Source organism: Streptomyces sp. TRM64462, assembly GCF_013362995.1.
Taxonomy (GTDB): domain Bacteria; phylum Actinomycetota; class Actinomycetes; order Streptomycetales; family Streptomycetaceae; genus Streptomyces.
Genome location: NZ_JABWDV010000454.1, coordinates 1 through 26,880, shown reverse-complemented (window position 1 = coordinate 26,880; position 26,880 = coordinate 1). Strand labels below are relative to the sequence as shown.

The following is a 26,880-nucleotide window of genomic DNA, read 5'->3' as shown; positions in this document are numbered from 1 at the left end:
CGGGCTGAAAATCAGCCCCTCCGGCGCTTGAGGAGCGGGGGTTCGGGGGCAGAGCCCCCGATTAGCGGTTGCTCGCCGCCACCCAGCGGTCCAGGGTTGCCCGGGCCGCGCCCGAGTCGATGGAGTCCGCCGCCCGGGCGATGCCCGCGCGGATCTGGTCCGGCAGCGGTGCATCCGAAGGCTCCAGCGCCATCAGCGCCGCCGCCGAGTTCAGCAGCACCGCGTCCCGTACGGGCCCGGTCTCCCCCGCCAGCAGCCGGCGGGCGACGTCCGCGTTGTACGAGGCGTCCGCGCCTCGCAGGGCCTCCACCGGGACCAGGTCGATGCCGACGTCCCGCGGGTCGAAGCCCTCCTCGCGTACCGCGCCGTCCCGGACCACCCACACCCGCGACGTCGCCGTCGTCGTCAGCTCGTCCAGCCCGTCGTCGCCGCGGAACACCAGCGCCGACGAGCCGCGCTCCGCGAGGACGCCCGCCAGGATGGGGGCCATCCGGGCGTCGGCCACACCGGTGGCCTGGGCGCGTACCCGGGCCGGGTTGGTCAGCGGGCCCAGGAAGTTGAACGTCGTGCGGATGCCGAGCTCCTTGCGGGCCGCGGCGACATGGCGGAGCGCCGGGTGGAACTTCACCGCGAAGCAGAACGTGATCCCGGCCTCCTCGGCGACCTCGGCCACCCGCTCGGGGGTGAGCTCCAGGTTGACGCCGAGCTTCTCCAGGACGTCGGAGGCGCCGGACGCGGAGGACGCGGCCCGGTTGCCGTGCTTGACGACCTTCGCGCCCGTGCCGGCGACGACGATCGCGGACATGGTGGAGATGTTGACGGTCTTGGCGCCGTCGCCACCGGTGCCGACGATGTCGACGGACGGTCCGGGCACGTCGATGGTCCGGGCGTGCGCGTACATGGTCCGTACGAGGCCGGTGATCTCTTCGACCGTCTCGCCCTTGGCGCGCAGCGCGACGGCGAACCCGGCGATCTGCGCGTCGGTGGCCTCGCCCCGCAGGATCCGGTCCATCGCCCAGGCGGTCGCGTCGGCGCTCTGGTCCCGCCCGTAGAGGAGGGCGTCGAGGACCTCGGGCCAGGAGCGGCCCGCCGTGGTCGGTCCTCCAGCGGGGGTCACAGCGCTCATGGTCGCTCCTGGGTCCGTACGGATGAGACGGTCCCAGCCTATCGATCCCCGGGGACGGCAAAGAGCCCCGTCCGATGATTGGACGGGGCTCTCGCCGTGGCGACCTTCAGGTCAGGTGATCAGTGGTGACCGTGGCCGCTGCTGATCTCCCGGTGCTCCTCGACCGTGGCCTTCGGGATCTGGTTGCCGTCCCCGAAGTAGCCCTTGCTGAGCTTCGCGCGGAGCTTCTCCGTGCGGGTCGGCTTCCGCTCGACGCCGTTCTCGTCGACCGTCGGGCCGATCTCGGCCGGCGTGTACTGCTCGTGCGCGGTGAGCGCGTGCATCTGCGCCTGGCTGAGGGGCTCGTGGACCTCGACGAACTCACCGTGCGGAAGCCGCTTGATGATGCCGGTCTCGCGGCCGTGCAGCACCTTGTCGCGGTCGCGGCGCTGGAGACCCAGGCAGATCCGCTTGGTGAGGATGAACGCGAGGACCGGTCCGACGAAGTAGAAGATCCGGACGAACCAGGTGATCGCGTTGATCGACAGGTTGAAGTGGGTGGCGAAGATGTCGTTGCCACCACCGACCAGCATGATCATGTAGGCCGTGACCCAGGCGACGCCGAGCGCGGTACGCGTCGGGGCGTTGCGCGGGCGGTCCAGGATGTGGTGCTCGCGCTTGTCGCCGGTGATCCAGGACTCGATGAACGGGTAGACGGCGATCGCGGCCAGGACCACGCCGAACAGCATCAGCGGGATGAACACGCCCAGGACCAGCGTGTGGCCCCAGATGTTGATCTCCCAGCCCGGCATCACACGGATGAGACCCTCGGCGAAGCCCATGTACCAGTCGGGCTGGGCGCCGGTGGACACCATGTCGGGGCGGTACGGGCCGAGGGCCCACACCGGGTTGATGGTGAACAGGGCCGCGATGATCGCGATGACACCGAAGACCAGGAAGAAGAAGCCTCCGGCCTTGGCCATGTAGACCGGCAGCAGCGGCATGCCGACGACGTTCTTGTTGGTCCGGCCGGGACCCGCGAACTGCGTGTGCTTGTGGTAGAAGACCAGGATCAGGTGCGCCACCACGAGGCCGAGCATGATGCCCGGCAGCAGCAGGATGTGGATCGAGTAGAACCGGGCCACCATGTCGTGGCCGGGGAACTCGCCACCGAACAGGAACATCGAGATGTACGTGCCGACGATCGGCATGGACAGGATCGCGCCCTGCGTGAAGCGGACACCGGTGCCGGAGAGCAGGTCGTCCGGGAGCGAGTAGCCGGTGAAACCGGTGAACATGCCCAGGACGAACAGCAGGAAGCCGAACAGCCAGTTGATCTCACGCGGCTTGCGGAACGCGCCGGTGAAGAAGACGCGCATCATGTGCACGAACATGCCGGCGAGGAAGATCAGCGCCGCCCAGTGGTGGATCTGGCGGATCAGCAGACCACCGCGGACGTCGAAGCTGATGTCCAGCGTCGACGCGTAGGCCTCCGTCATCCGGATGCCCTGCATCGGCACGTACGAGCCGTGGTAGACGATCTCGTTCATGCTCGGGTGGAAGAACAGCGTCAGATACACACCCGTGAGGATGATGATGATGAAGCTGTAGAGGCAGATCTCACCGAGCATGAAGGACCAGTGGTCCGGGAAGATCTTCCGCATGTTGGCCTTGGCCAGGGAGTAGATCCCGAGCCGGCCGTCGGCCCAGTCGGCCACCCGCTCACCGGCGGGCGCCTTCCGGTTCGTGTCGCTTGCGGTCGTGGTGCTCATCCGCGCTCCCAGAATGCAGGACCGACCGGCTCGTCGAAGTCGCCGAGCGCTTCGAGGTTGCCCTTGTCATTGACGCCGATCCGCAGCTGCGGAAGGGCGTGACCGGCCGGGCCGAAGATGACACGGGCGCCGTCGGAGAGGTCGAAGGTGGACTGGTGGCACGGGCAGAGGACGTGGTGGGTCTGCTGCTCGTACAGGGAGATCGGGCAGCCCACGTGGGTGCAGATCTTCGAGAACGCCACGATGCCCTCGTGCGACCACTCGAGCTCGCGCCGGTCCTTGATGTCCTCCGGCTGGATCCGGACGATCATCAGGGCGTCCTTGGCGATCTTCGTGTTGAACTCGTGGTCGTCCTCCTCCAGGCCCTCGGGCTTGGCGAAGGTCAGCGAACCCACGGCGACGTCCTCGGGACGCAGCGGCTCGTTCGTGTTCATGTTGATGAGCTGCTTGCCGCGGGCCCACGAGGTCTTGCGGAGCTTGTCCTCGGGCAGCGGGCCGAGCTCGCGCAGGAGCACGACGCCGGACAGCGGCACCATCGCGAGCGCGCCGAACATGGTGTTGCGGATCAGCTTGCGCCGGCCGAGCGCGGACTCCGCCGCACCCTCCTGGAAGTCGGCCATGACCTTGGCCTTGACCTCCGGCGACGCCTCGATCGGGTGACGGTCGTCGGCGACCTCCACGTCCGACATCAGCGTGCGGGCCCAGTGGACCGCGCCCGCGCCGATGCAGAACAGGGAGATGCCCATCGTCAGACCCAGCATCACGTGCAGGATGCTCACGTGGCCCAGCGGCCAGATGTACACGATCTTGTCGACGTCGAACGCGACGAACGACGCGATGAAGCCGACCGTGGCCAGCATCGACACTGTGAAGAGCAGGGCGACCGTGCGCTCGGAGCGCTTGGCGGCCCGCTCGTCGATGTCCTGGACGCGGGGCTTGTGGGGCGGCAGCCCCGGGTCGGCGAACGGGTTCTCGGCTACCGCCGTGCCGTGCGCGGTGTCCTGCTCGCTCGGCAGGCTCTCTTCGGAAATCTCGTTGCTACTCATGACTTCTTGGCCTTAGCGGTGTGGGCTGCGACCCAGACGGCGACAGCGATCAGCGAACCCAGACCGAAGATCCAGCCGAACAGGCCCTCGCTGACCGGCCCGAGGCCGCCCAGACCGAAGCCGCCGGGGGACGGCGTCTCTTCACCGTTCACGGCCTTGACGTACGCGATGATGTCCTTCTTCTCCTTCTCCGGCATCGTGGTGTCGGGGAAGGACGGCATGTTCTGCGGGCCCGTCTGCATGGCCTCGTAGATGTGCTTCTCGCTGACGCCTTCGAGGCTCGGCGCGAACTTGCCCTTGGTCAGCGCGCCGCCCTCGCCGGTGAAGTTGTGGCACTGGGCGCAGTTGTTGCGGAACAGCTCGCCGCCCTTGGCGATGTCCGCGCCTTCGACGCTGTACTGCTTCTCGGTCGGCGTGACCGGGCCGGCGCCGAGCGACGCGATGTACGCCGCGAGCTGGTCGGTCTCGGCCTGCGAGTAGACCTTCGGCTTGCGCGGGACCTGGGCGCCCGGCTGCATCGCGGGCATACGGCCGGTGCCGACCTGGAAGTCGACGGCGGCGGAGCCGACGCCGACCAGGGACGGGCCGTCGGAGGTGCCCTGACCGCCGGTGCCGTGGCAGCTGGCGCAGCCGACGGTGTAGAGCTTCTTGCCCTCCTCGATGGCGAGGGACTGGGCGGTCTCATCGGCCTGTGCCTCGCCCGCGGGTGCGAACGCGGCGTACAGCCCCCCAGTGGCCGCCAGCGCGAGAAGTAGGACGACGACCGCCGCCAGCGGATGGCGTCGTCGTGCGGAGAGCTTTTTCACGGATTACCCCGGTGTCAGGATCTTCTGCGTCGATGCTTGCTGGATGTCTCGGGTGGTGACCCGATTACTTGATCATGTAGATCGTGGCGAAGAGGCCGATCCAGACGACATCGACGAAGTGCCAGTAGTAGGACACGACGATGGCGGCGGTTGCCTGCTCGTGGGTGAACCGCCTCGCGGCGTACGTCCGGCCGAGAACCAGCAGGAAGGCGATGAGGCCACCCGTCACGTGCAGGCCGTGGAAGCCGGTGGTCAGGTAGAACACGGAGCCGTACGGGCCGGAGGCGAGGGACATGCCCGCGTCCTTGACCAGCTCGGTGTACTCCAGGACCTGGCCGCCGATGAAGATCGCGCCCATGATGAACGTCACGATGAACCAGGCGCGGAGCTTCTTCACGTCACCGCGCTCGGCGGCGAAGACGCCGAGCTGGCAGGTGAGTGAGGAGAGCACCAGGATCGTGGTGTTCGTCGCCGAGAACGGGAAGTTCAGGTGGCCCGCCTGCTCGGACCAGTATTCGGCACCCGTTACCGAACGCAGGGTGAAGTACATCGCGAAGAGGGCCGCGAAGAACATCAGCTCGGAACTCAGCCAGATGATGGTTCCGACGCTGGTGAGGTTCGGTCGATTGACCGACGGGTGCGCGTGCCCGGTATCTACTGTCGTTGCTGTCGCCACGACCGACATTATGTCGGTCGCTTATCCCGCCCTCACTCCGGGGGGTGCCGTTCGGAGTGTCCCCCGCTCGGACGGGTCCCGGGATCCTGCCCGAACGGCTCATCGATGGGGCGTCCGAACCGGTGCGTGACCGGTGTTGACAGGCTGTGGGACGGAGTAGCATCCGCGGCATCGGTTACCGAGCACTCCCCGTACGCACTCGGAGGAACCATGCAGTCCAGCGCCACCGTACTGGTCTACAGCGACGACGCGAACACCCGCGCGCAGGTGCGGCTGGCGGCGGGGCGCAGGCCCGCGTCCGACGTTCCCCCGGTCGAGTACGTCGAATGCGCGACGTTGCCGGCCGTGCTGGAGCGGCTGGAGCGGGGCGGGATCGACGTGTGCGTCCTGGACGGCGAGGCCGTCCCCGCGGGCGGGATGGGCGTGTGCCGGCAGATCAAGGACGAGGTGTTCCGCTGCCCGCCGGTGCTGGTGCTGATCGGGCGGCCCCAGGACGCGTGGCTGGCGACCTGGAGCCGGGCGGACGCCGCGGTGACGCTGCCGGTGGACCCGGTGGAGCTGGCGGAGGCGCTGGCGGGGCTGCTGCGCAGCCACCTGTCCGTGGAGGCGTGAGGGCCGCCCGGGCGCGCCGTGCGGGCGCGCCCGGGGCCTGCTGCTCGGCTTCTACAGTGCGCGCGGCCGCAGTCGGGCGGGGTCGGCGGGGGTGGTGCCCTCGCGGGTGCCGGCCAGGACGGCGCTGCCGCCCCGCCACTTGTCCCAGGGCAGGTTCCAGTCCCCGTAGCCGTTGCCGAACGGCGCCATGTCCTCGCCGATGCTGTTGACGACCTTCACGATGTCGCCGCGCTGGATGTTCTCGTAGAACCAGGCGGCGTTGCCGGTGGACATGCCCACGCAGCCGTGGCTGACGTTGGCGTATCCGTGTGAGCCGACCGACCAGGGCGCGGCGTGGACGTACTCGCCGCTCCAGGTGACGCGCGTGTTGTAGTAGACGGGCAGGTCGTACGACTCGCTGCCGCCGATGCCCACGGTGGCGCTGCGCATCCGGACGAAGTACTGCTTCTCCAGGACCACTTTCGTGCCGTTCCGGGTGGAGAAGCCCGGTTTGCCGGTGGTCACCGGAATGGTATTGATCACTTCGCCGTTCCGCTTGAACGTCATGTAGTGCCCGGCGGCGTTGGTGATGGCCTCGACGCGGTCGCCGATGGTGAGGGTGAGCGGGTCGGTGTGGGTGCCGTAGAGGTCGCCGCCCACGCTGACGCCCGAGAGGTTGCTGCTGAGGGTGACGGTGGCGCCGGCCGGCCAGTACTCCTTGGGCCGGTAGTGCAGTTCCTTGTCGTCGACCCAGTGCCAGGCGCCCGTGACGACGGGGGTGGAACGGACCTTCAGGGAGCGCTCGACGGCGGCGCGGCCGGCGGTCGTGGTGACGGGGGCGCTGAGCTTGGCCGTGAGGGGCTGTCCGACGCCGTACTCGCCCGCCTCCGGTCCGAACTCCACCTTCAGGCGCTTCTTGGCGGGTGCGGTCTCGAAGGTCAGCGTGCGGGCGCCGGGGGCGCCGTCGCCGTTCTCCGTGGCGACGCTGACGGTGTAGCGAGCGCCGGCCGCCAGGGGCGCGGTGGAGCGCCAGCGGCTGCCGTCGGCGGACAGTTCGCCCGCCAGGTAGTGGCCCCCCTCGTCGACGGCGGTGACGTCCGTGATGCGGCTGTCCTGGCCCGTGGCGGTGACTTCGAGGGGCCGGTCGAGAGCCGCCTTGCGGTTCTTGCCCGGCCCGTTGAAGGCGATCTGCTGTGCCGCGTCGTAGGGGCGTGCGGCGAGCGGGTGTTCGTCCGGCCCGCCGCAGGAGACCGTGCCGGCGCCTGCGACGACGACCAGCAGGGCACAGCTGAGGGCGGTGCGGACGCTCGGCGTGTGGCTCATAAAGCACACGGTAGGAAGAGCCGCCGAACGTGGCACGCGGGATGACTGCAAAAGGATGACGGCGCGACAGCGGCACCACGGGAGCGCCAGGGAAGCACCACGGAACCGCCACGGAAACGGCGAGGGGCCCGGCGGCCTCCTTGCGGAGGTCGCCGGGCCCCTGCACCGCGGGGGTGCTACCGCCTACTGGTTCTGGTTCTCGCCCCGGTAGTACTCGAAGACCCAGCCCCAGATACCGATGAGGATGAGGGGCAGCGAGAAGTACAGCAGCCACCAGCCGATGGCGACGCCCAGGAAGGCGAACGCGCCACCGGCGGCCAGGGAGAGCGGCTGCCAGCTGTGCGGCGAGAAGAAGCCGAGCTCACCGGCCTCGTCCGCGACGTCGGCCTGCTTGTCGTCCTGCGCCATGGCGTCGACCCGCCGGGCCGTGAAGGCCAGGTAGTAGCCGACCATGATCGCCAGGCCGAAGGCCATGAACAGCGCCGTGGTGCCGACCGGCTCCTTCGACCACAGGCCATACAGGATGGCCATGGCCAGGATGAAGAAGCTCAGCCAGATGAACATCTTGCCCTGGATCTTCACTTGCCGGCCTCCTTGCCGCCGACGAGCGCGGTGTCCGTACGGCCCTGGTTCTCGAGCTGGTCGATCGCGGCGATCTCAGGGTGGTGCAGGTCGAACGCCGGCGATTCGGAACGGATGCGCGGCAGCGTGAGGAAGTTGTGCCGCGGCGGCGGGCAGGACGTCGCCCACTCCAGGGAGCGGCCGTAGCCCCACGGGTCGTCGACCTCGATCTTCTGGCCGTACTTCGCGGTCTTCCAGACGTTGTAGAAGAACGGGAGCAGCGACATGCCGAGCAGGAACGAGGCGATCGTGGAGACCGTGTTCAGCGCGGTGAAGCCGTCGGCCGCCAGGTAGTCCGCGTACCGGCGCGGCATGCCCTCGGCACCCAGCCAGTGCTGGACGAGGAACGTGCCGTGGAAGCCGATGAACAGCGTCCAGAAGGTGATCTTGCCGAGCCGCTCGTCCAGCATCTTTCCGGTGAACTTCGGCCACCAGAAGTGGAATCCGGCGAACATCGCGAACACCACGGTGCCGAAGACGACGTAGTGGAAGTGCGCGACGACGAAGTACGAGTCGGAGACGTGGAAGTCCATCGGCGGCGACGCCAGGATGACACCGGTCAGACCACCGAAGGTGAAGGTGACCAGGAAGCCGATGGTCCAGAGCATCGGGGTCTCGAAGGACAGCGAGCCCTTCCACATGGTGCCGATCCAGTTGAAGAACTTCACACCGGTCGGGACCGCGATGAGGAACGTCATGAAGGAGAAGAACGGCAGCAGCACACCGCCGGTGACGTACATGTGGTGCGCCCACACCGTCACCGAGAGACCGGCGATCGCGATGGTGGCCGCGATCAGACCGATGTAACCGAACATCGGCTTACGGCTGAAGACCGGGACGATCTCCGAGACGATGCCGAAGAACGGCAGGGCGATGATGTACACCTCGGGGTGGCCGAAGAACCAGAAGAGGTGCTGCCACAGCAGGGCACCGCCGTTGGCCGGGTCGAAGATGTGCGCGCCGAACTTGCGGTCGGCCTCCAGCGCGAAGAGCGCGGCGGCGAGGACCGGGAAGGCGAGCAGGACCAGGACACCGGTCAGCAGCACGTTCCACGTGAAGATCGGCATGCGGAACATCGTCATGCCGGGAGCGCGCATGCAGATGATCGTGGTGATGAAGTTGACCGAGCCGAGGATCGTACCGAAGCCGGAGAAGGCCAGGCCCATGATCCACAGGTCGCCGCCGACACCCGGGGAGTGGACCGCGTCCGAGAGCGGGGCATAGGCGAACCAGCCGAAGTCGGCCGCACCCTGCGGGGTGAGGAAGCCGGCCACGGCGATGATCGAGCCGAAGAGGTACAGCCAGTAGGCGAACATGTTCAGCCGCGGGAACGCCACGTCGGGCGCGCCGATCTGCAGCGGCATGATCCAGTTCGCGAATCCGGCGAACAGCGGCGTCGCGAACATCAGCAGCATGATCGTGCCGTGCATCGTGAACGCCTGGTTGAACTGCTCGTTCGACATCAGCTGCGTGCCCGGACGGGCCAGCTCGGCGCGCATGAAGAGCGCCATCACGCCGCCGACGCAGAAGAAGACGAACGACGTGATCAGGTACAGCGTACCGATCGTCTTGTGGTCGGTGGTGGTGAGCCACTTGACGACGACGTTGCCGGGCTGCTTGCGCCGTACGGGCAGCTCGTTCGCGTACGGCTCCTTCGAGCCGTCAGCTGCCTCGGCGGCACCCTGAGGTTCGTTGAGGATGCTCACAGTTGGTTCTTCTCCGCATTCCTGGCCGGGTCCGTCTGCTCAATGCCCGACGGGATGAAGCCGGTCTGCCCCTTCTCGGCCAGCTCCTTCAGGTGCTGCTGGTAGCGCTCCGGGGAGACGACCTTGACGTTGAAGAGCATCCGGGAGTGGTCGACGCCGCAGAGCTCGGCGCACTTGCCCAGGAAGGTGCCCTCCTGGGTGGGCGTCACCTCGAAGACGTTGGTGTGGCCCGGGATGACGTCCTGCTTCATCAGGAACGGCACCACCCAGAAGGAGTGGATGACGTCACGCGAGGTCAGGACGAACCGGACCTTCTCGCCCTTCGGCAGCCACAGCGTCGGGCCGGGGTTACCGGTCTGCGGGTTCCGCGTTCCCGGGATACCGGCGTCGTAGACGCCCTCGGCACCCGCGGGGAACTCCTTCTGGAACTTGTCCGGAATGGCGCCGAGCTCCTTGGGCACCTCGGTGCCCGTGGTGGCGTCGCCGTCCACGTTCTCGATGTAGTTGAAGCCCCAGCTCCACTGGTAGCCGACCACGTTGACGGTGTGGGCCGGCTTGTCGGAGAGAGCGAGGAGCTTGGACTCGTCACGCGCGGTGAAGTAGAAGAGCACCGAGACGATGATGAGCGGGGTCACCGTGTACAGCGCCTCGATCGGCATGTTGTACCGGGTCTGCGGAGGAACCTCGACCTTGGTGCGGCTGCGCCGGTGGAAGACGACGCTCCACAGGATCAGGCCCCACACGAGCACGCCCGTGACGAGCGCAGCCGCCCACGAGCCCTGCCAGAGGGAGAGGATCCGCGGGGCCTCTTCCGTCACCGGGGTGGGCATACCGAGGCGGGGGAAGTCCTCCCAGTTGTACGAACAACCGGAGGCGGTAGCCAGGATCAGGCCCGCAGTCAGCACCTGCGGCAGCTTCCGCCGCATCGGGCGCCGCGACGAGCGGTCGGAGCCGTTGGGACTCACGTAGCGCCTTCCCGAGAGTCTCGCCCGCGGGTCGGCTGCGGCCGTCTCGCTGGTCGGTCGCCGGCCCTGACGCGGGCAGGGGTTTGGATGTTTATGCGGACCAAACCCTACTGGACGCTATTTGGCGTCGCGCGGGGAGGGTGCCCAACGCGCCGCCCGACCCCTCTTTCGGGTTGACTGCGCAGGTCGGAGCACTGATCGCATGCCCGTTCGGGGCGTCTCGGGCGGGTGATGCCGACGGGGGCACGCACCGCCGGGCGCCACGGCGCCGGCGGCGGAGTTAGCGTGGGCGGGTGGTCTACTTCGACGTCGCCTCCTCCGCTCCCCTGCACCCGGTCGCCCGGCAGGCGCTGCTCGCGTCCCTGGACGAAGGGTGGGCCGATCCCGCCCGGTTGTACCGGGAGGGGCGGCGGGCGCGGATGCTGCTGGACGCCGCGCGGGAGGCGGCCGCCGACGCGGTGGGGTGCCGGCCGGACGAGCTGACGTTCACTCCATCGGGGACGCGGGCGGTGCACACGGGGATGGCCGGGGCGCTCGCGGGGCGGTGGCGGACGGGGCGGCACCTGGTGGTGTCGGCGGTGGAGCACTCCTCGGTGCTGCACGCGGCGGCCGCGCACGAGGCGGACGGCGGGGCGGTGACCGAGGTGGCCGTGCGGCGGTCCGGGGCGGTGGACCCGGAGGCGTACGCGGCCGCGCTGCGCGACGACACGGCGCTGGCGTGTCTGCAGTCGGCCAACCACGAGGTGGGCACGGTGCAGCCGGTGGCCGAGGTGGCGGAGGCGTGCCGGGCGGCGGGGGTGCCGCTGCTGGTGGACGCGGCGCAGTCGCTCGGGTGGGGGCGGGTGGACGGTGACTGGTCGCTGCTGACGGGCAGCGCGCACAAGTGGGGCGGACCGGCGGGGGTCGGGCTGCTCGTGGTGCGCAAGGGGGTGCGGTTCGCCGGTCAGGGGCCCGCGGACGAGCGGGAGTCGGGGCGGGCGCCGGGCTTCGAGAACATTCCGGCCGTCGTGGCGGCGGCCGCCTCGCTGCGCGCCGTACGGGACGAGGCGGCGGCCGAGGCGGCGCGGCTGCGGGCGCTGGTGGACCGCATCCGGGCGCGGGTGGCCGAGTCGGTGCCGGACGCGGAGGTCGTGGGCGATCCGGTGCGGCGGCTGCCGCACCTGGTCACGTTCTCGTGTCTGTATGTCGACGGGGAGGCGTTGCTGCACGCCCTGGACGGGGCGGGTTTTTCTGTTTCGTCCGGTTCGTCGTGTACGAGTTCGACGCTGACGCCCAGCCATGTCCTGCGTGCCATGGGCGTGCTGTCGGAGGGGAACGTACGGGTGTCGCTGCCGCTGGGGGTGCCCGATGCGGAGGTGGAGCGGTTCCTGGAGGTGCTGCCGGGGGCGGTGGCGGGAGTCCGGGAGCAGCTCGGGGCGCCGGCGTCGGGCCAGGCGGCGGCCGCCGAGTCCACCGGGGACGGGGCGCTGGTGGTGGACGCGCTGGGGAAGCGGTGCCCGGTGCCGGTGATCGAGCTGGCGAAGGTGATCGGCGACGTGCCGGTCGGCGGCACGGTGCGGGTGCTCGCGGACGACTCGGCGGCGCGGCTCGACATTCCGGCGTGGTGCGAGATGCGGGGGCAGGAGTACGTGGGCGAGGAGCCCGCCGGGCGCGGAGCGGCGTACGTGGTGCGACGGCGGGCGTGACGCCCGGCGGCGGGGTGGGCCGGGGCCTGGGGGGACCGGGCGGCTGCCGGACGGGGTTTGTCCCCCGGCGCGGAGCGGCGGGGCGGGGGTGAAGGGGTACGGAGTACCCCTTCACCTGAGGGGCGGGCGGGTGGGAGAGCGGGTCAGGGCAGGTACGCCTGGACCTCGGCGGCTGCCTCGTCGCCGTAGGTCTTGGTGAAGCGCTCCATGAAGTGGGTGCGGCGGAGCGTGTACTCCTGGGTGCCGAGCGTCTCGATGACCAGCGTGGCGAGCATGCAGCCCACCTGCGCGGCGCGCTCGTGGCCGACGCCCCACGACAGGCCGGAGAGGAAGCCCGCGCGGAACGCGTCGCCGACGCCGGTCGGGTCGACCTTGGCCGACTCCTCCGGGCAGCCCACCTCGATGGCGGATTCGCCCACGCGCTCGATGCGGACGCCGCGCGAGCCGAGCGTGGTGACGCGGTGGCCGACGCGGCCGAGGATCTCCTCGTCGGTCCAGCCGGTCTTGCTCTCGATGAGGCCCTTCTCGTACTCGTTCGAGAAGAGATACGTCGCGCCGTCGAGGAGGGTGCGGATCTCGTCGCCGTTCATGCGGGCGATCTGCTGCGAGAAGTCCGCGGCGAACGGGATGCCGCGGGTCTTGCACTCCTCGGTGTGGCGGAGCATCGCCTCGGGGTCGTCGGCGCCGATCAGGACGAGGTCGAGGCCGCCCACGCGGTCGGCGACGGCCTTGAGCTCGATGAGGCGGGCCTCGCTCATGGCACCGGTGTAGAAGGAGCCGATCTGGTTGTGGTCGGCGTCGGTGGTGCAGACGAAGCGCGCGGTGTGCAGGACCTCGGAGATCCGTACGGAGCCGGTGTCCACGCCGTTGCGGTCGAGCCAGGCGCGGTACTCGTCGAAGTCGGAACCGGCGGCGCCGACGAGGATCGGGCGGGTGCCGAGCTGGCCCATGCCGAAGCAGATGTTGGCGCCGACCCCTCCCCTGCGGACGTCGAGGTTGTCGACGAGGAAGGAGAGGGAGACCGTGTGCAGCTGATCGGCGACGAACTGGTCGGCGAATCGGCCGGGGAAGGTCATGAGGTGGTCGGTGGCGATGGAGCCGGTGACTGCGATACGCACGGCGGGTTGCTCCTGCGGGGAGACAGCGTTGACATCTCACGCTACCCGGTCGTGGGGCGGCTGCGAACAGGGGAAACTACCCGATAGTAGGTCTTTCTCGCTCCGCTTCCGCGTGCGTACGGTGCCGGTATGCCGAACACCATCGCGTCGTACGAGCGGCAGGACTCCGAGCCGACCCTGGCCCAGCTGCGCGGGGACTCCGCGCGGATGGCGCCGCACTGGGTGGTTCCGGCGGCCGCCGCGCCCGCTCCCGTGCCGCCGTCGCTGATCCACGGCGTGGTCGTGCCCACCGCCTCGGCGCGGCTGATCGACGCCACGCCGGAGTACGGGGCCTGACCACCGGGAGGGGTACGAGGGCTACGCGCCTGCGGAACCGCTCGCCCGTCCGCTCCGTCCCACCGGTGTCTCCCGTCAAAAGGAGATACGACAGGGGATAGGACCGACGAAGGAGCGTTGCGGTGAGCGAGACCGAGCCCACAGGCGCCGAGCCCACAGACGTCGAGCGCACGGACGCCGGCCCCGGTCGGCGGCGTTCGCCGCTCGCCGTGTCCCTGGTGGCCGCGGCGGTCCTGGCCGCGGGCGGCGGCACGTATCTGGCGGTGGCCGCGGCCGGCGGCGAGCGGGGCGGGACGGAGAACGCGGCCGTCGCCGACGGGCGCGGCGGGGGTCCGGGGCTCTCGCCCGCGCCGTCGCCGTCGCCGTCCGGAGGTGAGACGGCCCCGGGCATCGCCCCCGGCGAGCCGGACCCGAGCGGCGGGATGTACCGCGTGGCGGGGCCCCTGCCGAAGGGGCCGGAGAAGGCGCACGCCTACCGGCCACAGGGCGCCGCCGACCTGGACGACGTGCAGCGCCTCGCGCGGCTGCTCGGCGTGCCGGGCACCCCGCAGCGCGACGACGCCGGCTGGCGGATCGGACCGCAGAAGGACGGTACGGGCCCGATCCTGCGCGTGAACAGGGAGGCGCCCGCGACCTGGTCGTACGACGCGGGCGGCCCGGTGACGGACAACTGCCCGAAGGGGGCGAAGAAGTGCCCGCCGGGCTCCCCCACGGGCAAGCCGGTGGGCGAGGAGGCCGCGAAGAAGGCCGCGGCGCCGGTGCTGACGGCCCTGGGCCTGGACGACGCCCGGCTGGACGCGTCGCAGGTGATGGACGCGGTGCGGGTCGTGAACGCCGACCCGGTGGTGGCCGGGTTCCCGACGTTCGACTGGGCGACCGGCATCCGCGTGGGCCCCGGTGGCGAGGTGGTCGGCGGGAGCGGGCGGCTGCTGGAGCCGGTGAAGGGACCCTCGTACCCGGTGATGAGCGCGGAGCAGGCGGTGCGTGAGCTGAACGAGTCGGTCGCGCACCGGGGCCGTATCGGCGGCTGCGCCACTCCGGTGCCGCACGACGGCCCGGGCCGCGCCATGGGCGGCGACGGCACGGCCGACAGTCCGACGGGTACGGACCCGGGCGGGCGGTGCGAGCCGAGCGCCGGGTCCGCGACGCCGCCGGCGACCGTGACGATCCACGGGGCGGTCTTCGGGCTGGCCGGCCAGCTGGAGAAGGGCAGGCAGGCCCTCGTACCGTCCTGGCTGTTCGACGCGCAGCGGGCGGACGGCGAGCGGTACCGGTTCGCGTTCCCGGCGGTGCCGGTGGAGAAGCTGGCACCGGAGCCCGGGGAGCCGGGCGCCACGCATACGCGGGTCGACCGGTACGCGGCGACGGACCGGACGCTGACGGTGTGGTTCACGGGCGGGGTGTGCAGCCGGTACACCGTACGGGCCGAGGAGACGCCGACCGAGGTGCGGGTGCGTGTGTACGAGACGCCCATCGAGCTGGACCGGATCTGCATCGCGATCGCCGTGGATCTGAGCGACACGGTGACGCTGCGGGAGCCGCTGGGCGACCGGAAGGTCGTGGACGCGGTGAGCGGCGAGGCGGTGCCGCGCAGGTAGCGGACAGTACGGTCCGTACGGGTCCGTACGGAAAAGGCGGCGGCCCCTGGACCAGTGGTCCGGGGGCCGCCGCCTTCGTCAGGTGCTTCGCGCGCCGCTGTGCGGGCCGCTCGTCAGCTGAAGGAGTCGCCGCAGGCGCAGGAGCCGGTGGCGTTCGGGTTGTCGATCGTGAAGCCCTGCTTCTCGATCGTGTCGACGAAGTCGATGGAGGCGCCGCCCAGGTACGGGGCGCTCATGCGGTCGGTGACGACCTTGACGCCGCCGAAGTCCTTGACGACGTCCCCGTCGAGCGAGCGCTCGTCGAAGAAGAGCTGGTAACGCAGGCCGGAGCAGCCGCCCGGCTGAACGGCGACGCGCAGGGCCAGGTCGTCGCGGCCTTCCTGGTCGAGCAGGGCCTTGACCTTGGCCGCAGCGGCGTCCGACAGAAGGATGCCGTCGCTGACAGTGGTCTTCTCGTCCGATACGGACATCTGCTTCTCTCCCGGGTTGTACGGAGACTGCTTGCCGACGGTCGGTGCAACCGGCGGGGCCGCGGATTCATTCCGAGCCGAGCGCTTGTCTTTCCCGCTCGCCTGTCTCTTCATGCTCGCACACCCCGGACGACGCAAGCACCGGCCTGTGGAGAGCGAATTCGTCACATCGACACTATGGACATCGTCAAAGTGACGTGAACCGGTTATGATAGATAGCGTCATTTAGACGAAAAGGCTCCGTAGAAGCTCAGTAGAAAGGGTGCGTGACGTGACCACCGCCCAGCCCCTGGATGTCCAGCCGACGCCGCTCGCCCTGCTGCTGCTCGGCCGCGAGGCCGACGCCAAGAGCGAGCGGGGCGTGGACTGCCCCGGCGACCTCCCCTCGCCGTCCGACCCGGACCTGGTGGAGCGCGCCCGCGCGGCCAAGGAGAAGCTCGGGGACAAGGTCTTCGTCCTCGGCCACCACTACCAGCGCGACGAGGTCATCCAGTTCGCGGACGTCACCGGCGACTCCTTCAAGCTCGCCCGCGACGCGGCGGCCCGGCCCGAGGCCGAGTACATCGTCTTCTGCGGGGTGCACTTCATGGCCGAGTCGGCGGACATCCTGACCGGCGACGACCAGAAGGTCGTCCTGCCGGACCTGGCCGCCGGCTGCTCGATGGCCGACATGGCCACCGCCGAGCAGGTCGCGGAGTGCTGGGACGTCCTGACGGACGCGGGCGTCGCGGACCTCACCGTCCCCGTCTCGTACATGAACTCCTCCGCCGACATCAAGGCCTTCACCGGCAAGCACGGCGGCACGATCTGTACGTCGTCCAACGCCAGGCGCGCGCTGGACTGGGCGTTCGAGCAGGGTGAGAAGGTCCTCTTCCTGCCGGACCAGCACCTGGGCCGGAACACCGCCGTCCGCGACATGGGCATGTCCCTGGACGACTGCGTGGTCTACAACCCGCACAAGCCGAACGGCGGGCTCACGGCGGAGGAGCTGCGCGCCGCGAAGATGATCCTGTGGCGCGGACACTGCTCGGTGCACGGACGGTTCTCGCTGGACTCGGTCCAGGAGGTGCGGGAGCGCATCCCCGGCGTGAACGTGCTCGTCCACCCGGAGTGCAAGCACGAGGTCGTCGCCGCGGCGGACTACGTGGGCTCGACGGAGTACATCATCAAGACGCTGGAGGCGGCGCCGGCCGGCTCCAAGTGGGCGATCGGTACGGAGCTGAACCTGGTCCGGCGACTGGCGAATCGTTTCGCGGACGAGGGCAAGGAGATCGTGTTCCTCGACCGGACGGTGTGCTTCTGCTCGACGATGAACCGGATCGACCTGCCGCATCTGGTGTGGGCGCTGGAGTCGCTGGCGGAGGGCAAGCTCGTGAACCGGATCGTGGTGGACCGGGAGACCGAGAGCTTCGCGAAGCTCGCGCTGGAGCGGATGCTGGCGCTGCCGTAGCGCGCTCGCGGCACGCAGGCTTTCGAGGGGCGCCCCTGGCGGGGCGCCCCTCAGCCCGTCCTCGGACGTACCAGGCCCGACTCGTAGGCGATCACGACGAGTTGGGCGCGGTCGCGGGCGGTGAGTTTGGCCATGGTGCGGTTGACGTGGGTCTTCACCGTGAGCGGGCTGACTTCCAGGCGTTCGGCGATCTCGTCGTTGGAGAGGCCGGCCGCGACATGGACGAGGACCTCGCGCTCGCGCCCGGTGAGGGCGGAGAGGCGTTCCGCGCGGGTGCCTTCGCCGGCGGCGCCGCTTCCCGGGTCGGCGCCGTTGCCGCCCTGGGCGAGGAAGCGGGCGATGAGGCCCTTGGTGGCGGCGGGCGACAAGAGGGCCTCGCCGCCGGCGGCGACGCGGATGGCGTTCAGCAGCTCGTCGGGTTCGGCGCCCTTGCCGAGGAACCCGCAGGCGCCGGCGCGCAGCGACTGCACGACGTACTCGTCGACCTCGAAGGTGGTCAGCATGACGACGTGGACCCCGTCCAGCGCCGGGTCGGCGGTGATCAGTCGGGTCGCGGCGAGGCCGTCGGTGCCCGGCATGCGGATGTCCATGAGGACGACGTCCGGAGCGGTGGTGCGGGCCAGGGCGACGGCCTCGGCGCCGTCGGACGCCTCCCCCACGACGCGCATGTCCGGTTCGGAGTCGACCAGCACCTTGAACGCGCTGCGCAGCAGGGCCTGGTCGTCGGCGAGCAGCACCTTGATCGGCTCGGGCGTCGTCATAGCGGAAGTATCGCCTGGACGCGGAAGCCGCCTCCGTAGCGGGGGCCGGTGGTGAGGGCGCCGCCGAGTGCCGTGACGCGCTCGCGCATGCCGAGGAGCCCGTGGCCGCCGGTGGCGGGCGCGGCGGTGGCGGTGGCGGTGGCGGGCGGCGGGGCGGTGGCGAGGGGCGTCTCGTCGCCTGCGGCGGGACCGCTCCGGGCGTCGGCCGGGGTGCCGTCGTCGAGGACGGTGACCTCGATGGTGCGGCCCACGTGCAGCACGCTCACCTCCGCGGTGGCGCCGGGGCCCGCGTGCTTGCGGACGTTCGTGAGGGCCTCCTGGACGATGCGGTACGCCGCGAGGTCGACGGCCGCGGGCACGTGGACGCCCTGGTCGGTGCGGGCCAGCTTCACGGGAAGGCCCGCGTGGCGGAACGTGTCGAGCAGGTCGTCCAGGACGGCCAGGCCGGGCGCGGGCTCCGTGGGCGCCTCCGGGTCGCCGGACTGGCGGAGCAGGCCGACGGTCGCGCGCAGCTCGTCCAGGGCGGAACGGCTCGCCTCGCGGACGTGCGCGAGTGCCTCCTTCGCCTGGTCCGGGCGTTTGTCCATGATGTGCGCGGCGACGCCCGCCTGAACGTTGACCAGGGCGATGTGGTGCGCGACGACGTCGTGCAGGTCGCGGGCGATGCGCAGGCGCTCCTCGGCGACGCGGCGGCGGGCCTCCTCCTCGCGGGTGCGTTCGGCGCGTTCGGCGCGCTCCCGTATGGCGTCCACGAAGGCGCGGCGGCTGCGGACCGCGTCGCCCGCGGCGGCCGCCATGCCGGTCCACGCGAAGAGGCCGAGGTTCTGCTGGGTGTACCAGGGGGCGGAGCCGAAGGACATCGCGGCGGCCGTGAGGACGGTCATCGTGGCGAGTCCGACGCGCCAGGTGGTGGGGCGGTCGGTGCGGGACGCGACGGTGTAGAGCGCGACGACGGCGCTCATCGCGACGGGGGCCTGCGGGTCGCCCGCGACGAGTTCCGCGACGGTCACGGCGCTGGTGAAGGCGAGGACGGGGAGAGGGGCACGGCGCCGCAGGACGAGGGCGGAGGCGCCCAGGACCATGAGCGCGACGCTGCCGGGGCCAGGGGTGCGGGTGCCGAAGGTGGGGCCGGTGCGGGAGCCGTGGGGGTCGGCGAAGGAGCCCAGGACCATGGCGGCGAGCACCGCGAGGGCGAGGGCGGCGTCCAGCGCCAGGGGGTGGGCCCGTAGCCAGTCGCGGGCGCGCGGCAGCGCGTTTCGGAGGGTCCTCACGAGAAGCGAGGGTACGGCCCGGGGCGCGGGGCCGGCGCACCTGGCGGATGACGGGCGCGGGGCGGGAGCGGGAGCGGCCCCTGGGGGGCCGGTTTCGCTGTGCCCACCCTCCCCCAAGCTCTCGACTTCGCTCGAGCAGGGGGGACCCCCATCGCCCTGCGGAACGCATGCCCACAGCAGAACCGGCAGCAGGTCAGGCCGGGGGGATCAGGCCTGTGTCGGAGAGGAGGGAGCGGACCTCGTCCAGGGTGGCGTCGGGGGACGGGAGGATGAGTTCGGACGGCTCCAGGGAGTCGTCGGGGAGCGGCTCGCCCAGTTCGCGGACCTTGTGCAGGAGCGCGTGCAGGGTGCGGCGGAAACCGGCCTCGTCGCCGGTCTCCATCTCCGCGAGCAGCTCGTCGTCGAGCGTGTCCAGTTCGGCGAAGTGGCTGTCGGCCAGCTTCACCTGGCCCTCCCCCATGATCCTTACGATCATGACGCGCCGTCCTTACTGCTTGTCGAACCTCGGCTGGGACTGCTGCTGGTTCTGGCCCTGCTGCGTGCCGTCGCCGCCCTCGATGGCCTGCTGCGGCGTCGTCCCGCCGGCCAGCTCGGCCTTCATGCGCTGAAGCTCCAGCTCGACGTCCGTGCCGCCCGACAGGCGGTCCAGCTCGGCCTGGATGTCGTCCTTCGCGAGGCCCGACTGGTCGTCGAGGGCGCCGGATGCGAGGAGCTCGTCGATGGCGCCCGCCCGCGCCTGGAGCTGGGCGGTCTTGTCCTCGGCGCGCTGGATGGCGACGCCGACGTCGCTCATCTCCTCCGAGATGCCGGAGAACGACTCGGCGATCCGGGTCTGTGCCTGCGCCGCCGTGTACGTGGCCTTGATCGTCTCCTTCCGCGTACGGAAGGCGTCCACCTTGGCCTGGAGCCGCTGGGCGGCGAGCGTCAGCTTCTCCTCCTCGCCCTGGAGGGTCTGGTGCTGCGTCTCCAGGTCCGTGACCTGCTGCTGGAGGGCCGCGCGCCGGGACAGCGCCTCGCGCGCCAGGTCCTCACGGCCCAGCGCCAGCGCCTTGCGGCCCTGGTCCTCCAGCTTGGACGACTGGCCCTGCAGCTGGTTGAGCTGGAGCTCGAGGCGCTTGCGCGAGGTCGCCACGTCGGCGACGCCGCGCCGCACCTTCTGGAGCAGTTCCAGCTGTTTCTGGTACGAGTAATCGAGGGTCTCGCGCGGGTCCTCGGCCCGGTCCAGGGCCTTGTTCGCCTTCGCGCGGAAGATCATCCCCATACGCTTCATCACACCGCTCATGGGCTTCGCGCGCCCCCTTCTGACCGACTTCGGCTGCAGCACTCCGACAGAACCCACAGTACGGGCCCTGCCTCCATTACCGCACTGTTCGAGGCCCGATGCGCTCCTCCCCAAGAACGACTGCCGTCGTTCCCTCTCAGGCCCAGGGAGTAGATGGCGCTCAGGGACCCCGTTGTTCTCCAGGGACGCGGGCCGTTGCCGGATCGTTCCCCACCGGGCTGGGGTCCATGCCCGGTACCCCGTACCCTTGGGCTTTGTGTTCCGTAGCCGTTCGAAGGATGAGAAGGCCCCCACCGGCAAGGTGACGGCGGACCTCTCCAAGCAGCCCCGTGACCCGCAGGCCCCGAAGGGCCGGCCCACTCCCAAGCGGAGTGAGGCCCAGACCCAGCGCCGGAGGGCGGTGACGCCTGCGCTGGACCGCAAGGAGGCCATGCGCCGCCAGCGGGAGGCGCGCCGTGCCGACCTGGCTCGCCAGCGCGAGGCGCTCGCGAGCGGGGACGAGCGGTTCCTGCCCGCCCGTGACCGGGGTCCGGTGCGCCGTTTCGTCCGTGACTTCGTGGACTCGCGGTTCTTCGTCGCCGAGCTGTTCCTGCCGCTGGCCGTGGTCATCCTGATCCTGTCCGTGGTCGGGCGGAGCGGTCAGATGCAGACCATCGCCACGCTGCTGTGGCTGGGTGTCATCGTGATGATCGTGGTCGACTCGATCGGTCTGACGATCCGGCTGAAGAAGCAGCTCAATCAGCGCTTCCCGAACGAGCCGAAGCGCGGCGCGGTGGCGTACGGCCTGATGCGTACGCTCCAGATGCGCCGGCTGCGCCTGCCGAAGCCGCAGGTCAAACGGGGAGAGCGGCCCTGAGCACGGAGGTCTCCGGTTTCGGGGGCGCATCGGCCGACTGGCTGGACGGGCTGGGTGGACTGCGCAACACCGTCCGCCAGGAGCTCGTCGCGCGCCAGCTCGACGAGCAGATAGCGGCCCGCTACCCGGTGGGGCAGCGGCTGCGGATCCTCGACGTGGGCATGGGGCAGGGCACCCAGGCGCTGCGGCTGGCCCGGGCGGGCCACACCGTGACGGGCCTGGAGTCCGACCCCGACATGCTGAAGGCCGCGCGTGAGGCGCTGGCGAGCGAGCCGGCGGGGATCCGTGAGCGGTTCCGGCTGATCGAGGGCGACGGCCGCGAGACGGGTGTGCACTTCCTGCCGGGCAGCTTCGACGTGGTGCTGTGCCACGGGGTGCTCATGTACGTCGAGGACCCCGACGCGCTGCTGGCGGGTCTCGCCCGGATGCTGGCGCCCGGCGGGCTCCTGTCCCTGGTGGTACGGAACGCGGACGCCCTGGCCATGCGGCCGGGGCTGGCCGGGGACTGGTCGGGCGCCCTGGCGGCGTACGAGTCGGACCGCTGCACGAGCCGGCTCGGGCTGCCGGTGCGGGCGGACCGGCTGGACACGCTGACGGCGACGCTCGCCGGAATCGCGGCGCCGCTCCAGGCCTGGTACGGCGTACGGGTCTTCACGGACAACGTGCCCAGCGACGTGGGGCTGCCCCCGGCCGAGGAGCTGGACCGGCTGCTGGCCGCGGAGGACCGGGCGGGGCGGACCGATCCGTACCGCCGGGTGGCGGCGCTGCTGCACCTGTGCGGCGTACGCGGCTGAGATCCCGCGCGTCTCACGGCGGGCCCCCTGTTCGGATGCGCTGCACAGGCCACCCCAGGTGGGCGAAAGGGATACTCCGGACATGGATGCCCTTTCCCCGCGTGTGCGTGCGCTGCTGTTGCCCGTAGCCGCCGGTGTGACCGCGGCCGCCCTGCTGGGCGGCTGCTCGGCCGTGCCGCCCACCGGGCCCGCCGGGCCGGCCGCCGCGGAGTCGCGGGCCACGGGGCCCCGGGCGGCGAGCGAGGCGGCGGAGGCGCCGCGGGCCCGGCGGCAGGCGGACGACCTGCAGGCCGACTACCAGAACGTGATCAAGAACGTGCTGCCGTCGGTGGTCACCATCGAGGCCGGGCAGAGCCTCGGCTCCGGGATCGTGTACGACGACCAGGGTCACATCGTGACGAACGCCCACGTCGTGGGCGACTCCCAGAACTTCCGGGTCACGGTCGTCACCCGCGAACAGCCGCTCACGGCGCGGCTGGTGTTCAGCTACCCGGAGCAGGACCTCGCCGTCATCAAGCTGGAGGGCACCCCTCCCGAAGGCGTGCGCCCGGCGAAGTTCGGCGACTCGTCGGAGGTGGAGGTCGGGCAGATCGTCCTGGCCATGGGCTCGCCGCTCGGCCTGTCCGGCAGCGTCACGCAGGGCATCGTCTCGGCCATCGGACGGACCGTCAGCGCGAGCCGTACGGGCAGCGGTACGGGCGCGACGATCGGCAACATGGTGCAGACGTCCGCGCCCATCAACCCCGGCAACAGCGGTGGCGCGCTCGTCAACCTCGACAGCGAGGTCATCGGCATCCCCACGCTCGCCGCCGTCGACCCCGAGCTGGGCGGGGGCGCGGCGTCCGGGATCGGCTTCGCCATCCCGGTGTCCATGGTGCGGACGGTCGCCGACCAGATCGTGAAGTTCGGGGAGGTACGGGACTCGGGGCGGGCCGCGCTGGGCATCTCCGGGCGCACGGTCCTGGACGACGAGTACCGGCCGGCGGGGGTGGCCGTGGAGCGGGTCCTGCCGGACGGGGCGGCGGCGGCCGCGGGGCTGCGGGCCGGGGACATCATCACCCGCCTGGGCGACGCGCCGATCACCACCATCACCTCGCTCCTGGAGGCCCTCGCGTCCCACCAGCCGGGCGACAAGGTGACGGTCCGGTTCGTCCGCGCGGGCAAGGCGCGGTCGGTGACGGTCACGCTGGGCGAGATGTAGCCGCTCCGCGCGCGTAGCGGCCGTAGGCACGCGCGCAGGCAGCCGTGAGCCCCCTGGGCACGGGGCCGCGAGGGGGCTCAGGCCGGGGCCGGATGTCCGCGCTCGTCAGGACTCCGCGTTCAGGGGCATCGGGCCGTAGATCCTGGTGTCGTCCTCGAAGAGCGTCGCCTGGTCGGCGCCGCCCTCCAGGAGGTCCCGCCATGTCTCGCCGATCCAGGACTCCGCGTCGCCCTGCGTGGTGAACTCCTCGGGCGTGACCGCCGGCTCCACCTCCGTGCCGTCGGACTTCTCGAACCGCCACGTCCATGCCATGTGCGCCTCCCGCGTCCCACCAGCGTGCTGTTTCCTGCCCGCAGCGTAGCCGGGCGCGCACCGCGCCGTGGCTCGCGGGAGGATCGGGTACGTGGAACTGACTCTGCTCGGCACCGGTGCGTCCACCGGGCTCCCCCGACCCGGCTGCCCCTGCGCCGTGTGCGCCCTCGCGCGGGGCGCGTCCGCGCGGGCGGCGACCTCGCTGCTCGTGGACGGCGCCCTGCTCCTCGACCTCACCCCCGGGGCCGCCCTCGCCGCCGCCCGCGCCGGGCACACGCTGTCCGGTGTACGGCAGGTCCTGCTGACCCACCCGCACGACGGGCCCGCCGTGGAGCTCCCGGCGGGGCTCCCGGCGGCGGGCCGGGTCCCGGACGGGCGGGAGCTGACGCTGATCAGCGGGCACCGGGTGCGGGCCGTGCCCATGGACGCGCCCGGCACCGGGTACGAGGTGACGTCCCTGGAGGGCGGTCGGCTGCTGTACCTGCCGCGCGGCGGGGCGCCCGCCGGGCTCGTGCCGTCGGCCCGTCCGTACGACGCGGTCGTCGCGGACGTCGTGGGGCGGCCCGACGGGCTGGCCCGGCTGCGCGGTGCGGGCGCCGTCGGCCCGGACACGGACGTGCTGGCCGTGCACCTGGACCACGACGTGCCGCAGGGCGCGGAACTGGACCGGCGGCTCGCGGCGGCCGGGGCGCGTGCCGTGCCGGACGGGACGTCGCTGGCGGTGGGCGGGTACCGGGAGACGCCGGCCGTGCCGCGGCGCACGCTGGTCACGGGCGGAGCCCGGTCGGGGAAGTCCCTGGAGGCCGAGCGGCGCCTGGAGTCGTTCCCCGACGTCACGTACGTGGCGACCAGCGGCAGCCGCGAGGGCGATCCGGAGTGGGCCGCGCGCGTGGGGCTGCACCGGGACCGGCGGCCCGGGTCGTGGCGTACCGAGGAGACCTGCGAGCTGGTGCCGCTGCTCACGGCCGGCGGGCCGCCGCTGCTGATCGACTGTCTGTCGCTGTGGCTCACGGACGCCATGGACCGGGTGGGCGCCTGGGACGACGACACCTGGGCGCACGGCGGCGAGAAGGCGCTGCGGGAGCGGGTGGGCGAGCTGGTCGCGGCGGTGCGCGGCACGTCCCGTACGGTCGTCGCGGTCACCAACGAGGTGGGCAGCGGAGTGGTGCCCGCGACGGCGGCCGGGCGGCGGTTCCGCGACGAGCTGGGGCGGCTCAACGCGGCCGTCGCGGACGAGTGCGAGCAGGTGCTCTGCGTCGTCTCCGGGCAGGTTCTCGTCCTGCGCGGCTGACGTTCGCCCGCGCCCGGTACTGTTCCGCGAATGAGCAGGCTGAATCTCGACGACTTCTCCAACCTGATCGAACGCCCCGACGGCGGTGTCCGCCGGGACGCCGAGGAACGCCGGGAGCGGCTGGCCGTACCGGCCGGCGCGCTGGGCCGTCTCGACGAGCTGGGCGAGTGGCTGGCCGCGGCTCAGGGGGCCGTGCCCGTACGGGCCGTGGAGAGACCGCGGGTCGTGCTGTTCGCCGCCGACCACGGGATCGCGAAGCTGGACGTCTCGGGGCGCCCCGCGGGGACGGCGCACCGGCTCGTACGGGACGTGCTGGACGGGGCGAGTCCGCTGGCCGTGCTGGCGCGGCGGATGGACGTGCCGGTGCGCGTCGTGGACGCGGGCCTGGACTGCGAGCCGGAGCTGCTGCCCGAGGACGTCGTACGGCACCGGGTGCGGCGCGGCAGCGGCCGTATCGACATCGAGGACGCGCTCACGGCGGAGGAGGCCGAGCAGGCCGTACGGCTCGGCATGGCCGTCGCCGACGAGGAGGCCGACTCGGGGACGGACCTGGTGGTGCTGGGCGACCTGAGTGTCGGCGGGACCACGGTCGCGGCGACGCTGATCGCGGCGCTGTGCGGTACGGACGCCTCGGTGGTGACCGGGCGGGGCGGTGCGGGCATCGACGACCTGGCGTGGATGCGCAAGTGCGCGGCGATCCGGGACGCGCTGCGGCGGGCCCGGCCGGTGCTGGGCGACCAGCTGGAGCTGCTGGCGGCGGTCGGCGGAGCGGACATCGCGGCGACGACCGGGTTCCTGCTGCAGGCCGCGGTGCGGCGGATGCCGGTGATCCTGGACGGTGTCGTGTCGGCGGCGTGCGCGCTGGTGGGGCAGCGGGCGGCGTTCCGGGCGCCGGACTGGTGGCTGGCGGGCCAGGTGAGCGGGGAGCCGGCGCAGGCGAAGGCGCTGGACCGGATGGCGCTCAACCCGCTGCTCGATCACGGCGTCACTGTGGGGGAAGGAACCGGGGCACTGCTCGCCCTCCCCCTCGTCCAGGCCGCCGCGGCCCTCGCCGCGGAGCTGCCGGAACGGCCCGGCCGGCCGGACCCGGAGGACGCGCGCGCGGAGGGCGGCTCGGACTGACGTCTCCGCCATGGCGCGCGATGCTCCGGCCTTCCTCGACATCGTCGCGTTTCATGGAAAGGTCCGGTGCATGGTGAGCCCTGCCGTGAGGGAGTTCGCGCGCCGCGAGTGGGGACCGCTGTTCGGGACCGTACGGGCGGCGCTGGCCGCGCGGGGGTGGAGGGCGGTCGCGCTGACGCTGGGCGCGGTGTCGCTGACGGCGCTGTTCCAGGTGGTGCAGAACCAGGCGTGGGGCTACCAGCCGGTGCAGAACATCGGCTCGGTGCGCGCCGAGGACCCCGTGTGGCTCGCGCTGCTGCGGACGCCGCTGTCGCTGTTCGTTCCGGCGCTCGACCTGCCGGTGTGGGGGGCGCTGGCGCAGATCCTGCTGGTGTTCGGCATCTCGGAGATCTGCCTCGGCCGGAAGCGGACGCTCGTCATCGCGTACGTGGCGACGCTGGCCGGGACGATGTACGCGCGCGTGGGCATCGCGCTGGGCCCGGACAGCCCGCTGGGGCTGCCCGCGTCGGACGCGCGCGTCATCGACACCGGGCCTTCGGCGGCGGTCGTCGGGCTCGCCGTGTTCGTGTGCTGGCGGTACCGGGCGTGGCTGACGGGGTGGCTGGTCGTCGTCGCCATGGTCGTCGAGGTGATCGTCAAGACGAACCTGGCCGGCAAGGAGCACCTGGCGGCCATCGCGGCGATCGTCGTCGTGTACGGGGTCGTGGCGCGGCGTCAGCGCC

27 protein-coding genes are annotated in these 26,880 nt (G+C 71.4%); 11 read left to right on the top strand and 16 right to left on the bottom strand.

The genetic code is table 11. The features are described from left to right. Nucleotides 1-61: 61 nt before the first annotated feature. The 5 genes from trpD to HTZ82_RS29610 all read right to left on the bottom strand — a co-directional run bounded on the left by trpD (nt 62) and on the right by HTZ82_RS29610 (nt 5,414). Nucleotides 62-1,126, bottom strand: a complete 1,065-nt coding sequence (gene trpD / locus HTZ82_RS29630) for an anthranilate phosphoribosyltransferase (RefSeq protein WP_175412474.1) — start codon at nt 1,124-1,126, stop codon at nt 62-64. Between the two features lie 119 nt (nt 1,127-1,245). Beyond that, nucleotides 1,246-2,877, bottom strand: a complete 1,632-nt coding sequence (locus tag HTZ82_RS29625) for a cytochrome bc complex cytochrome b subunit (protein ID WP_175412473.1) — start codon at nt 2,875-2,877, stop codon at nt 1,246-1,248. Then, nucleotides 2,874-3,923: a ubiquinol-cytochrome c reductase iron-sulfur subunit gene (locus HTZ82_RS29620; RefSeq protein WP_175412472.1), complete on the bottom strand. Its 1,050-nt coding sequence runs from the start codon at nt 3,921-3,923 to the stop codon at nt 2,874-2,876. The genes HTZ82_RS29625 and HTZ82_RS29620 overlap by 4 nt, the downstream gene beginning before the upstream one ends. Further along, nucleotides 3,920-4,729 carry a c-type cytochrome gene (locus HTZ82_RS29615; protein ID WP_175412471.1) on the bottom strand — a complete coding sequence of 270 codons (810 nt, stop codon included), beginning with the start codon at nt 4,727-4,729 and terminating at the stop codon, nt 3,920-3,922. Before HTZ82_RS29615 ends, HTZ82_RS29620 begins: the two co-directional genes overlap by 4 nt. 64 nt (nt 4,730-4,793) lie before the next feature. Then, the gene (locus HTZ82_RS29610; protein ID WP_175412470.1) at nt 4,794-5,414 is read right to left on the bottom strand and encodes a heme-copper oxidase subunit III; all 621 of its coding nucleotides are present in this window, start codon (nt 5,412-5,414) and stop codon (nt 4,794-4,796) included. Between the two features lie 201 nt (nt 5,415-5,615). Between HTZ82_RS29610 and HTZ82_RS29605 the strand changes: the two genes are divergently transcribed. Beyond that, nucleotides 5,616-6,017: a response regulator transcription factor gene (locus HTZ82_RS29605; RefSeq protein WP_175412469.1), complete on the top strand. Its 402-nt coding sequence runs from the start codon at nt 5,616-5,618 to the stop codon at nt 6,015-6,017. A 51-nt stretch (nt 6,018-6,068) separates the two neighbouring features. Here HTZ82_RS29605 and HTZ82_RS29600 read toward each other — a convergent pair whose 3' ends face one another. The 4 genes from HTZ82_RS29600 to coxB form a co-directional block, all read right to left on the bottom strand. Further along, nucleotides 6,069-7,319, bottom strand: coding sequence for an Ig-like domain-containing protein (locus HTZ82_RS29600; protein ID WP_175412468.1), 1,251 nt, complete (start codon nt 7,317-7,319; stop codon nt 6,069-6,071). Nucleotides 7,320-7,502: 183 nt separating this feature from the next. Then, on the bottom strand, nt 7,503-7,901 hold the full coding sequence (locus HTZ82_RS29595; protein WP_175412467.1) for a cytochrome c oxidase subunit 4: 399 nt from the start codon (nt 7,899-7,901) through the stop codon (nt 7,503-7,505). Continuing rightward, nucleotides 7,898-9,646, bottom strand: coding sequence for a cytochrome c oxidase subunit I (gene ctaD, locus HTZ82_RS29590; RefSeq protein ID WP_175412466.1), 1,749 nt, complete (start codon nt 9,644-9,646; stop codon nt 7,898-7,900). The genes HTZ82_RS29595 and ctaD overlap by 4 nt, the downstream gene beginning before the upstream one ends. Then, complete coding sequence (gene coxB / locus HTZ82_RS29585; RefSeq protein WP_175412465.1) at nt 9,643-10,611, bottom strand: cytochrome c oxidase subunit II; 969 nt, start codon at nt 10,609-10,611, stop codon at nt 9,643-9,645. Before coxB ends, ctaD begins: the two co-directional genes overlap by 4 nt. A gap of 293 nt (nt 10,612-10,904) precedes the next feature. Between coxB and HTZ82_RS29580 the strand changes: the two genes are divergently transcribed. Further along, complete coding sequence (locus HTZ82_RS29580) at nt 10,905-12,296, top strand: cysteine desulfurase/sulfurtransferase TusA family protein (protein ID WP_175412464.1); 1,392 nt, start codon at nt 10,905-10,907, stop codon at nt 12,294-12,296. 143 nt (nt 12,297-12,439) lie between these two features. On the opposite strand, the gene HTZ82_RS29575 is transcribed toward HTZ82_RS29580, so the two are convergent. Beyond that, nucleotides 12,440-13,414: a carbohydrate kinase family protein gene (locus HTZ82_RS29575; protein WP_175412463.1), complete on the bottom strand. Its 975-nt coding sequence runs from the start codon at nt 13,412-13,414 to the stop codon at nt 12,440-12,442. 129 nt (nt 13,415-13,543) lie between these two features. Between HTZ82_RS29575 and HTZ82_RS29570 the strand changes: the two genes are divergently transcribed. Continuing rightward, nucleotides 13,544-13,750, top strand: coding sequence for a hypothetical protein (locus HTZ82_RS29570; RefSeq protein WP_175412462.1), 207 nt, complete (start codon nt 13,544-13,546; stop codon nt 13,748-13,750). A 122-nt stretch (nt 13,751-13,872) separates the two neighbouring features. Next, complete coding sequence (locus HTZ82_RS29565) at nt 13,873-15,348, top strand: hypothetical protein (protein ID WP_309235770.1); 1,476 nt, start codon at nt 13,873-13,875, stop codon at nt 15,346-15,348. 113 nt (nt 15,349-15,461) lie between these two features. On the opposite strand, the gene HTZ82_RS29560 is transcribed toward HTZ82_RS29565, so the two are convergent. Continuing rightward, nucleotides 15,462-15,818: an iron-sulfur cluster assembly accessory protein gene (locus HTZ82_RS29560; RefSeq protein WP_019885637.1), complete on the bottom strand. Its 357-nt coding sequence runs from the start codon at nt 15,816-15,818 to the stop codon at nt 15,462-15,464. A gap of 271 nt (nt 15,819-16,089) precedes the next feature. Here HTZ82_RS29560 and nadA point away from each other — a divergent pair, with 271 nt between their 5' ends. Further along, the gene (gene nadA, locus HTZ82_RS29555; RefSeq protein ID WP_175412461.1) at nt 16,090-17,268 is read left to right on the top strand and encodes a quinolinate synthase NadA; all 1,179 of its coding nucleotides are present in this window, start codon (nt 16,090-16,092) and stop codon (nt 17,266-17,268) included. Nucleotides 17,269-17,318: 50 nt separating this feature from the next. Here nadA and HTZ82_RS29550 read toward each other — a convergent pair whose 3' ends face one another. The 4 genes from HTZ82_RS29550 to HTZ82_RS29535 all read right to left on the bottom strand — a co-directional run bounded on the left by HTZ82_RS29550 (nt 17,319) and on the right by HTZ82_RS29535 (nt 20,582). Further along, entirely contained in the window at nt 17,319-18,029 is a 711-nt protein-coding gene (locus HTZ82_RS29550; RefSeq protein ID WP_175412460.1) for a response regulator transcription factor, read from the bottom strand. Next, the gene (locus tag HTZ82_RS29545) at nt 18,026-19,300 is read right to left on the bottom strand and encodes a histidine kinase (protein ID WP_175412459.1); all 1,275 of its coding nucleotides are present in this window, start codon (nt 19,298-19,300) and stop codon (nt 18,026-18,028) included. Before HTZ82_RS29545 ends, HTZ82_RS29550 begins: the two co-directional genes overlap by 4 nt. 193 nt (nt 19,301-19,493) lie before the next feature. Further along, nucleotides 19,494-19,775 (bottom strand): hypothetical protein, encoded by a 282-nt coding sequence (locus HTZ82_RS29540; protein ID WP_175412458.1) that lies wholly within the window; start codon nt 19,773-19,775, stop codon nt 19,494-19,496. A 12-nt stretch (nt 19,776-19,787) separates the two neighbouring features. After that, nucleotides 19,788-20,582, bottom strand: coding sequence for a PspA/IM30 family protein (locus HTZ82_RS29535; protein ID WP_175412457.1), 795 nt, complete (start codon nt 20,580-20,582; stop codon nt 19,788-19,790). Nucleotides 20,583-20,838: 256 nt separating this feature from the next. On the opposite strand from HTZ82_RS29535, the gene HTZ82_RS29530 reads away from it, so the two are divergent. The 3 genes from HTZ82_RS29530 to HTZ82_RS29520 all read left to right on the top strand — a co-directional run bounded on the left by HTZ82_RS29530 (nt 20,839) and on the right by HTZ82_RS29520 (nt 23,433). Then, a complete protein-coding gene (locus tag HTZ82_RS29530; RefSeq protein WP_175412456.1) occupies nt 20,839-21,438 on the top strand; it encodes a DUF3043 domain-containing protein in 600 nt (199 codons plus the stop codon). 50 nt (nt 21,439-21,488) lie between these two features. After that, nucleotides 21,489-22,232: a class I SAM-dependent methyltransferase gene (locus tag HTZ82_RS29525; protein WP_175412475.1), complete on the top strand. Its 744-nt coding sequence runs from the start codon at nt 21,489-21,491 to the stop codon at nt 22,230-22,232. 82 nt (nt 22,233-22,314) lie between these two features. Further along, nucleotides 22,315-23,433, top strand: coding sequence for a S1C family serine protease (locus tag HTZ82_RS29520; RefSeq protein ID WP_175412455.1), 1,119 nt, complete (start codon nt 22,315-22,317; stop codon nt 23,431-23,433). A 105-nt stretch (nt 23,434-23,538) separates the two neighbouring features. Here the strand turns inward: HTZ82_RS29520 and HTZ82_RS29515 are convergent, their stop codons facing one another. Continuing rightward, nucleotides 23,539-23,745 (bottom strand): hypothetical protein, encoded by a 207-nt coding sequence (locus tag HTZ82_RS29515; protein WP_175412454.1) that lies wholly within the window; start codon nt 23,743-23,745, stop codon nt 23,539-23,541. A gap of 91 nt (nt 23,746-23,836) precedes the next feature. On the opposite strand from HTZ82_RS29515, the gene HTZ82_RS29510 reads away from it, so the two are divergent. The 3 genes from HTZ82_RS29510 to HTZ82_RS29500 all read left to right on the top strand — a co-directional run. Further along, on the top strand, nt 23,837-25,036 hold the full coding sequence (locus tag HTZ82_RS29510; RefSeq protein WP_175412453.1) for a bifunctional adenosylcobinamide kinase/adenosylcobinamide-phosphate guanylyltransferase: 1,200 nt from the start codon (nt 23,837-23,839) through the stop codon (nt 25,034-25,036). A gap of 30 nt (nt 25,037-25,066) precedes the next feature. Further along, on the top strand, nt 25,067-26,158 hold the full coding sequence (cobT, locus tag HTZ82_RS29505; protein WP_175412452.1) for a nicotinate-nucleotide--dimethylbenzimidazole phosphoribosyltransferase: 1,092 nt from the start codon (nt 25,067-25,069) through the stop codon (nt 26,156-26,158). A 70-nt stretch (nt 26,159-26,228) separates the two neighbouring features. Next, the coding region (locus tag HTZ82_RS29500; RefSeq protein WP_175412451.1) for a hypothetical protein at nt 26,229-26,880 on the top strand (652 nt) is incomplete at its 3' end.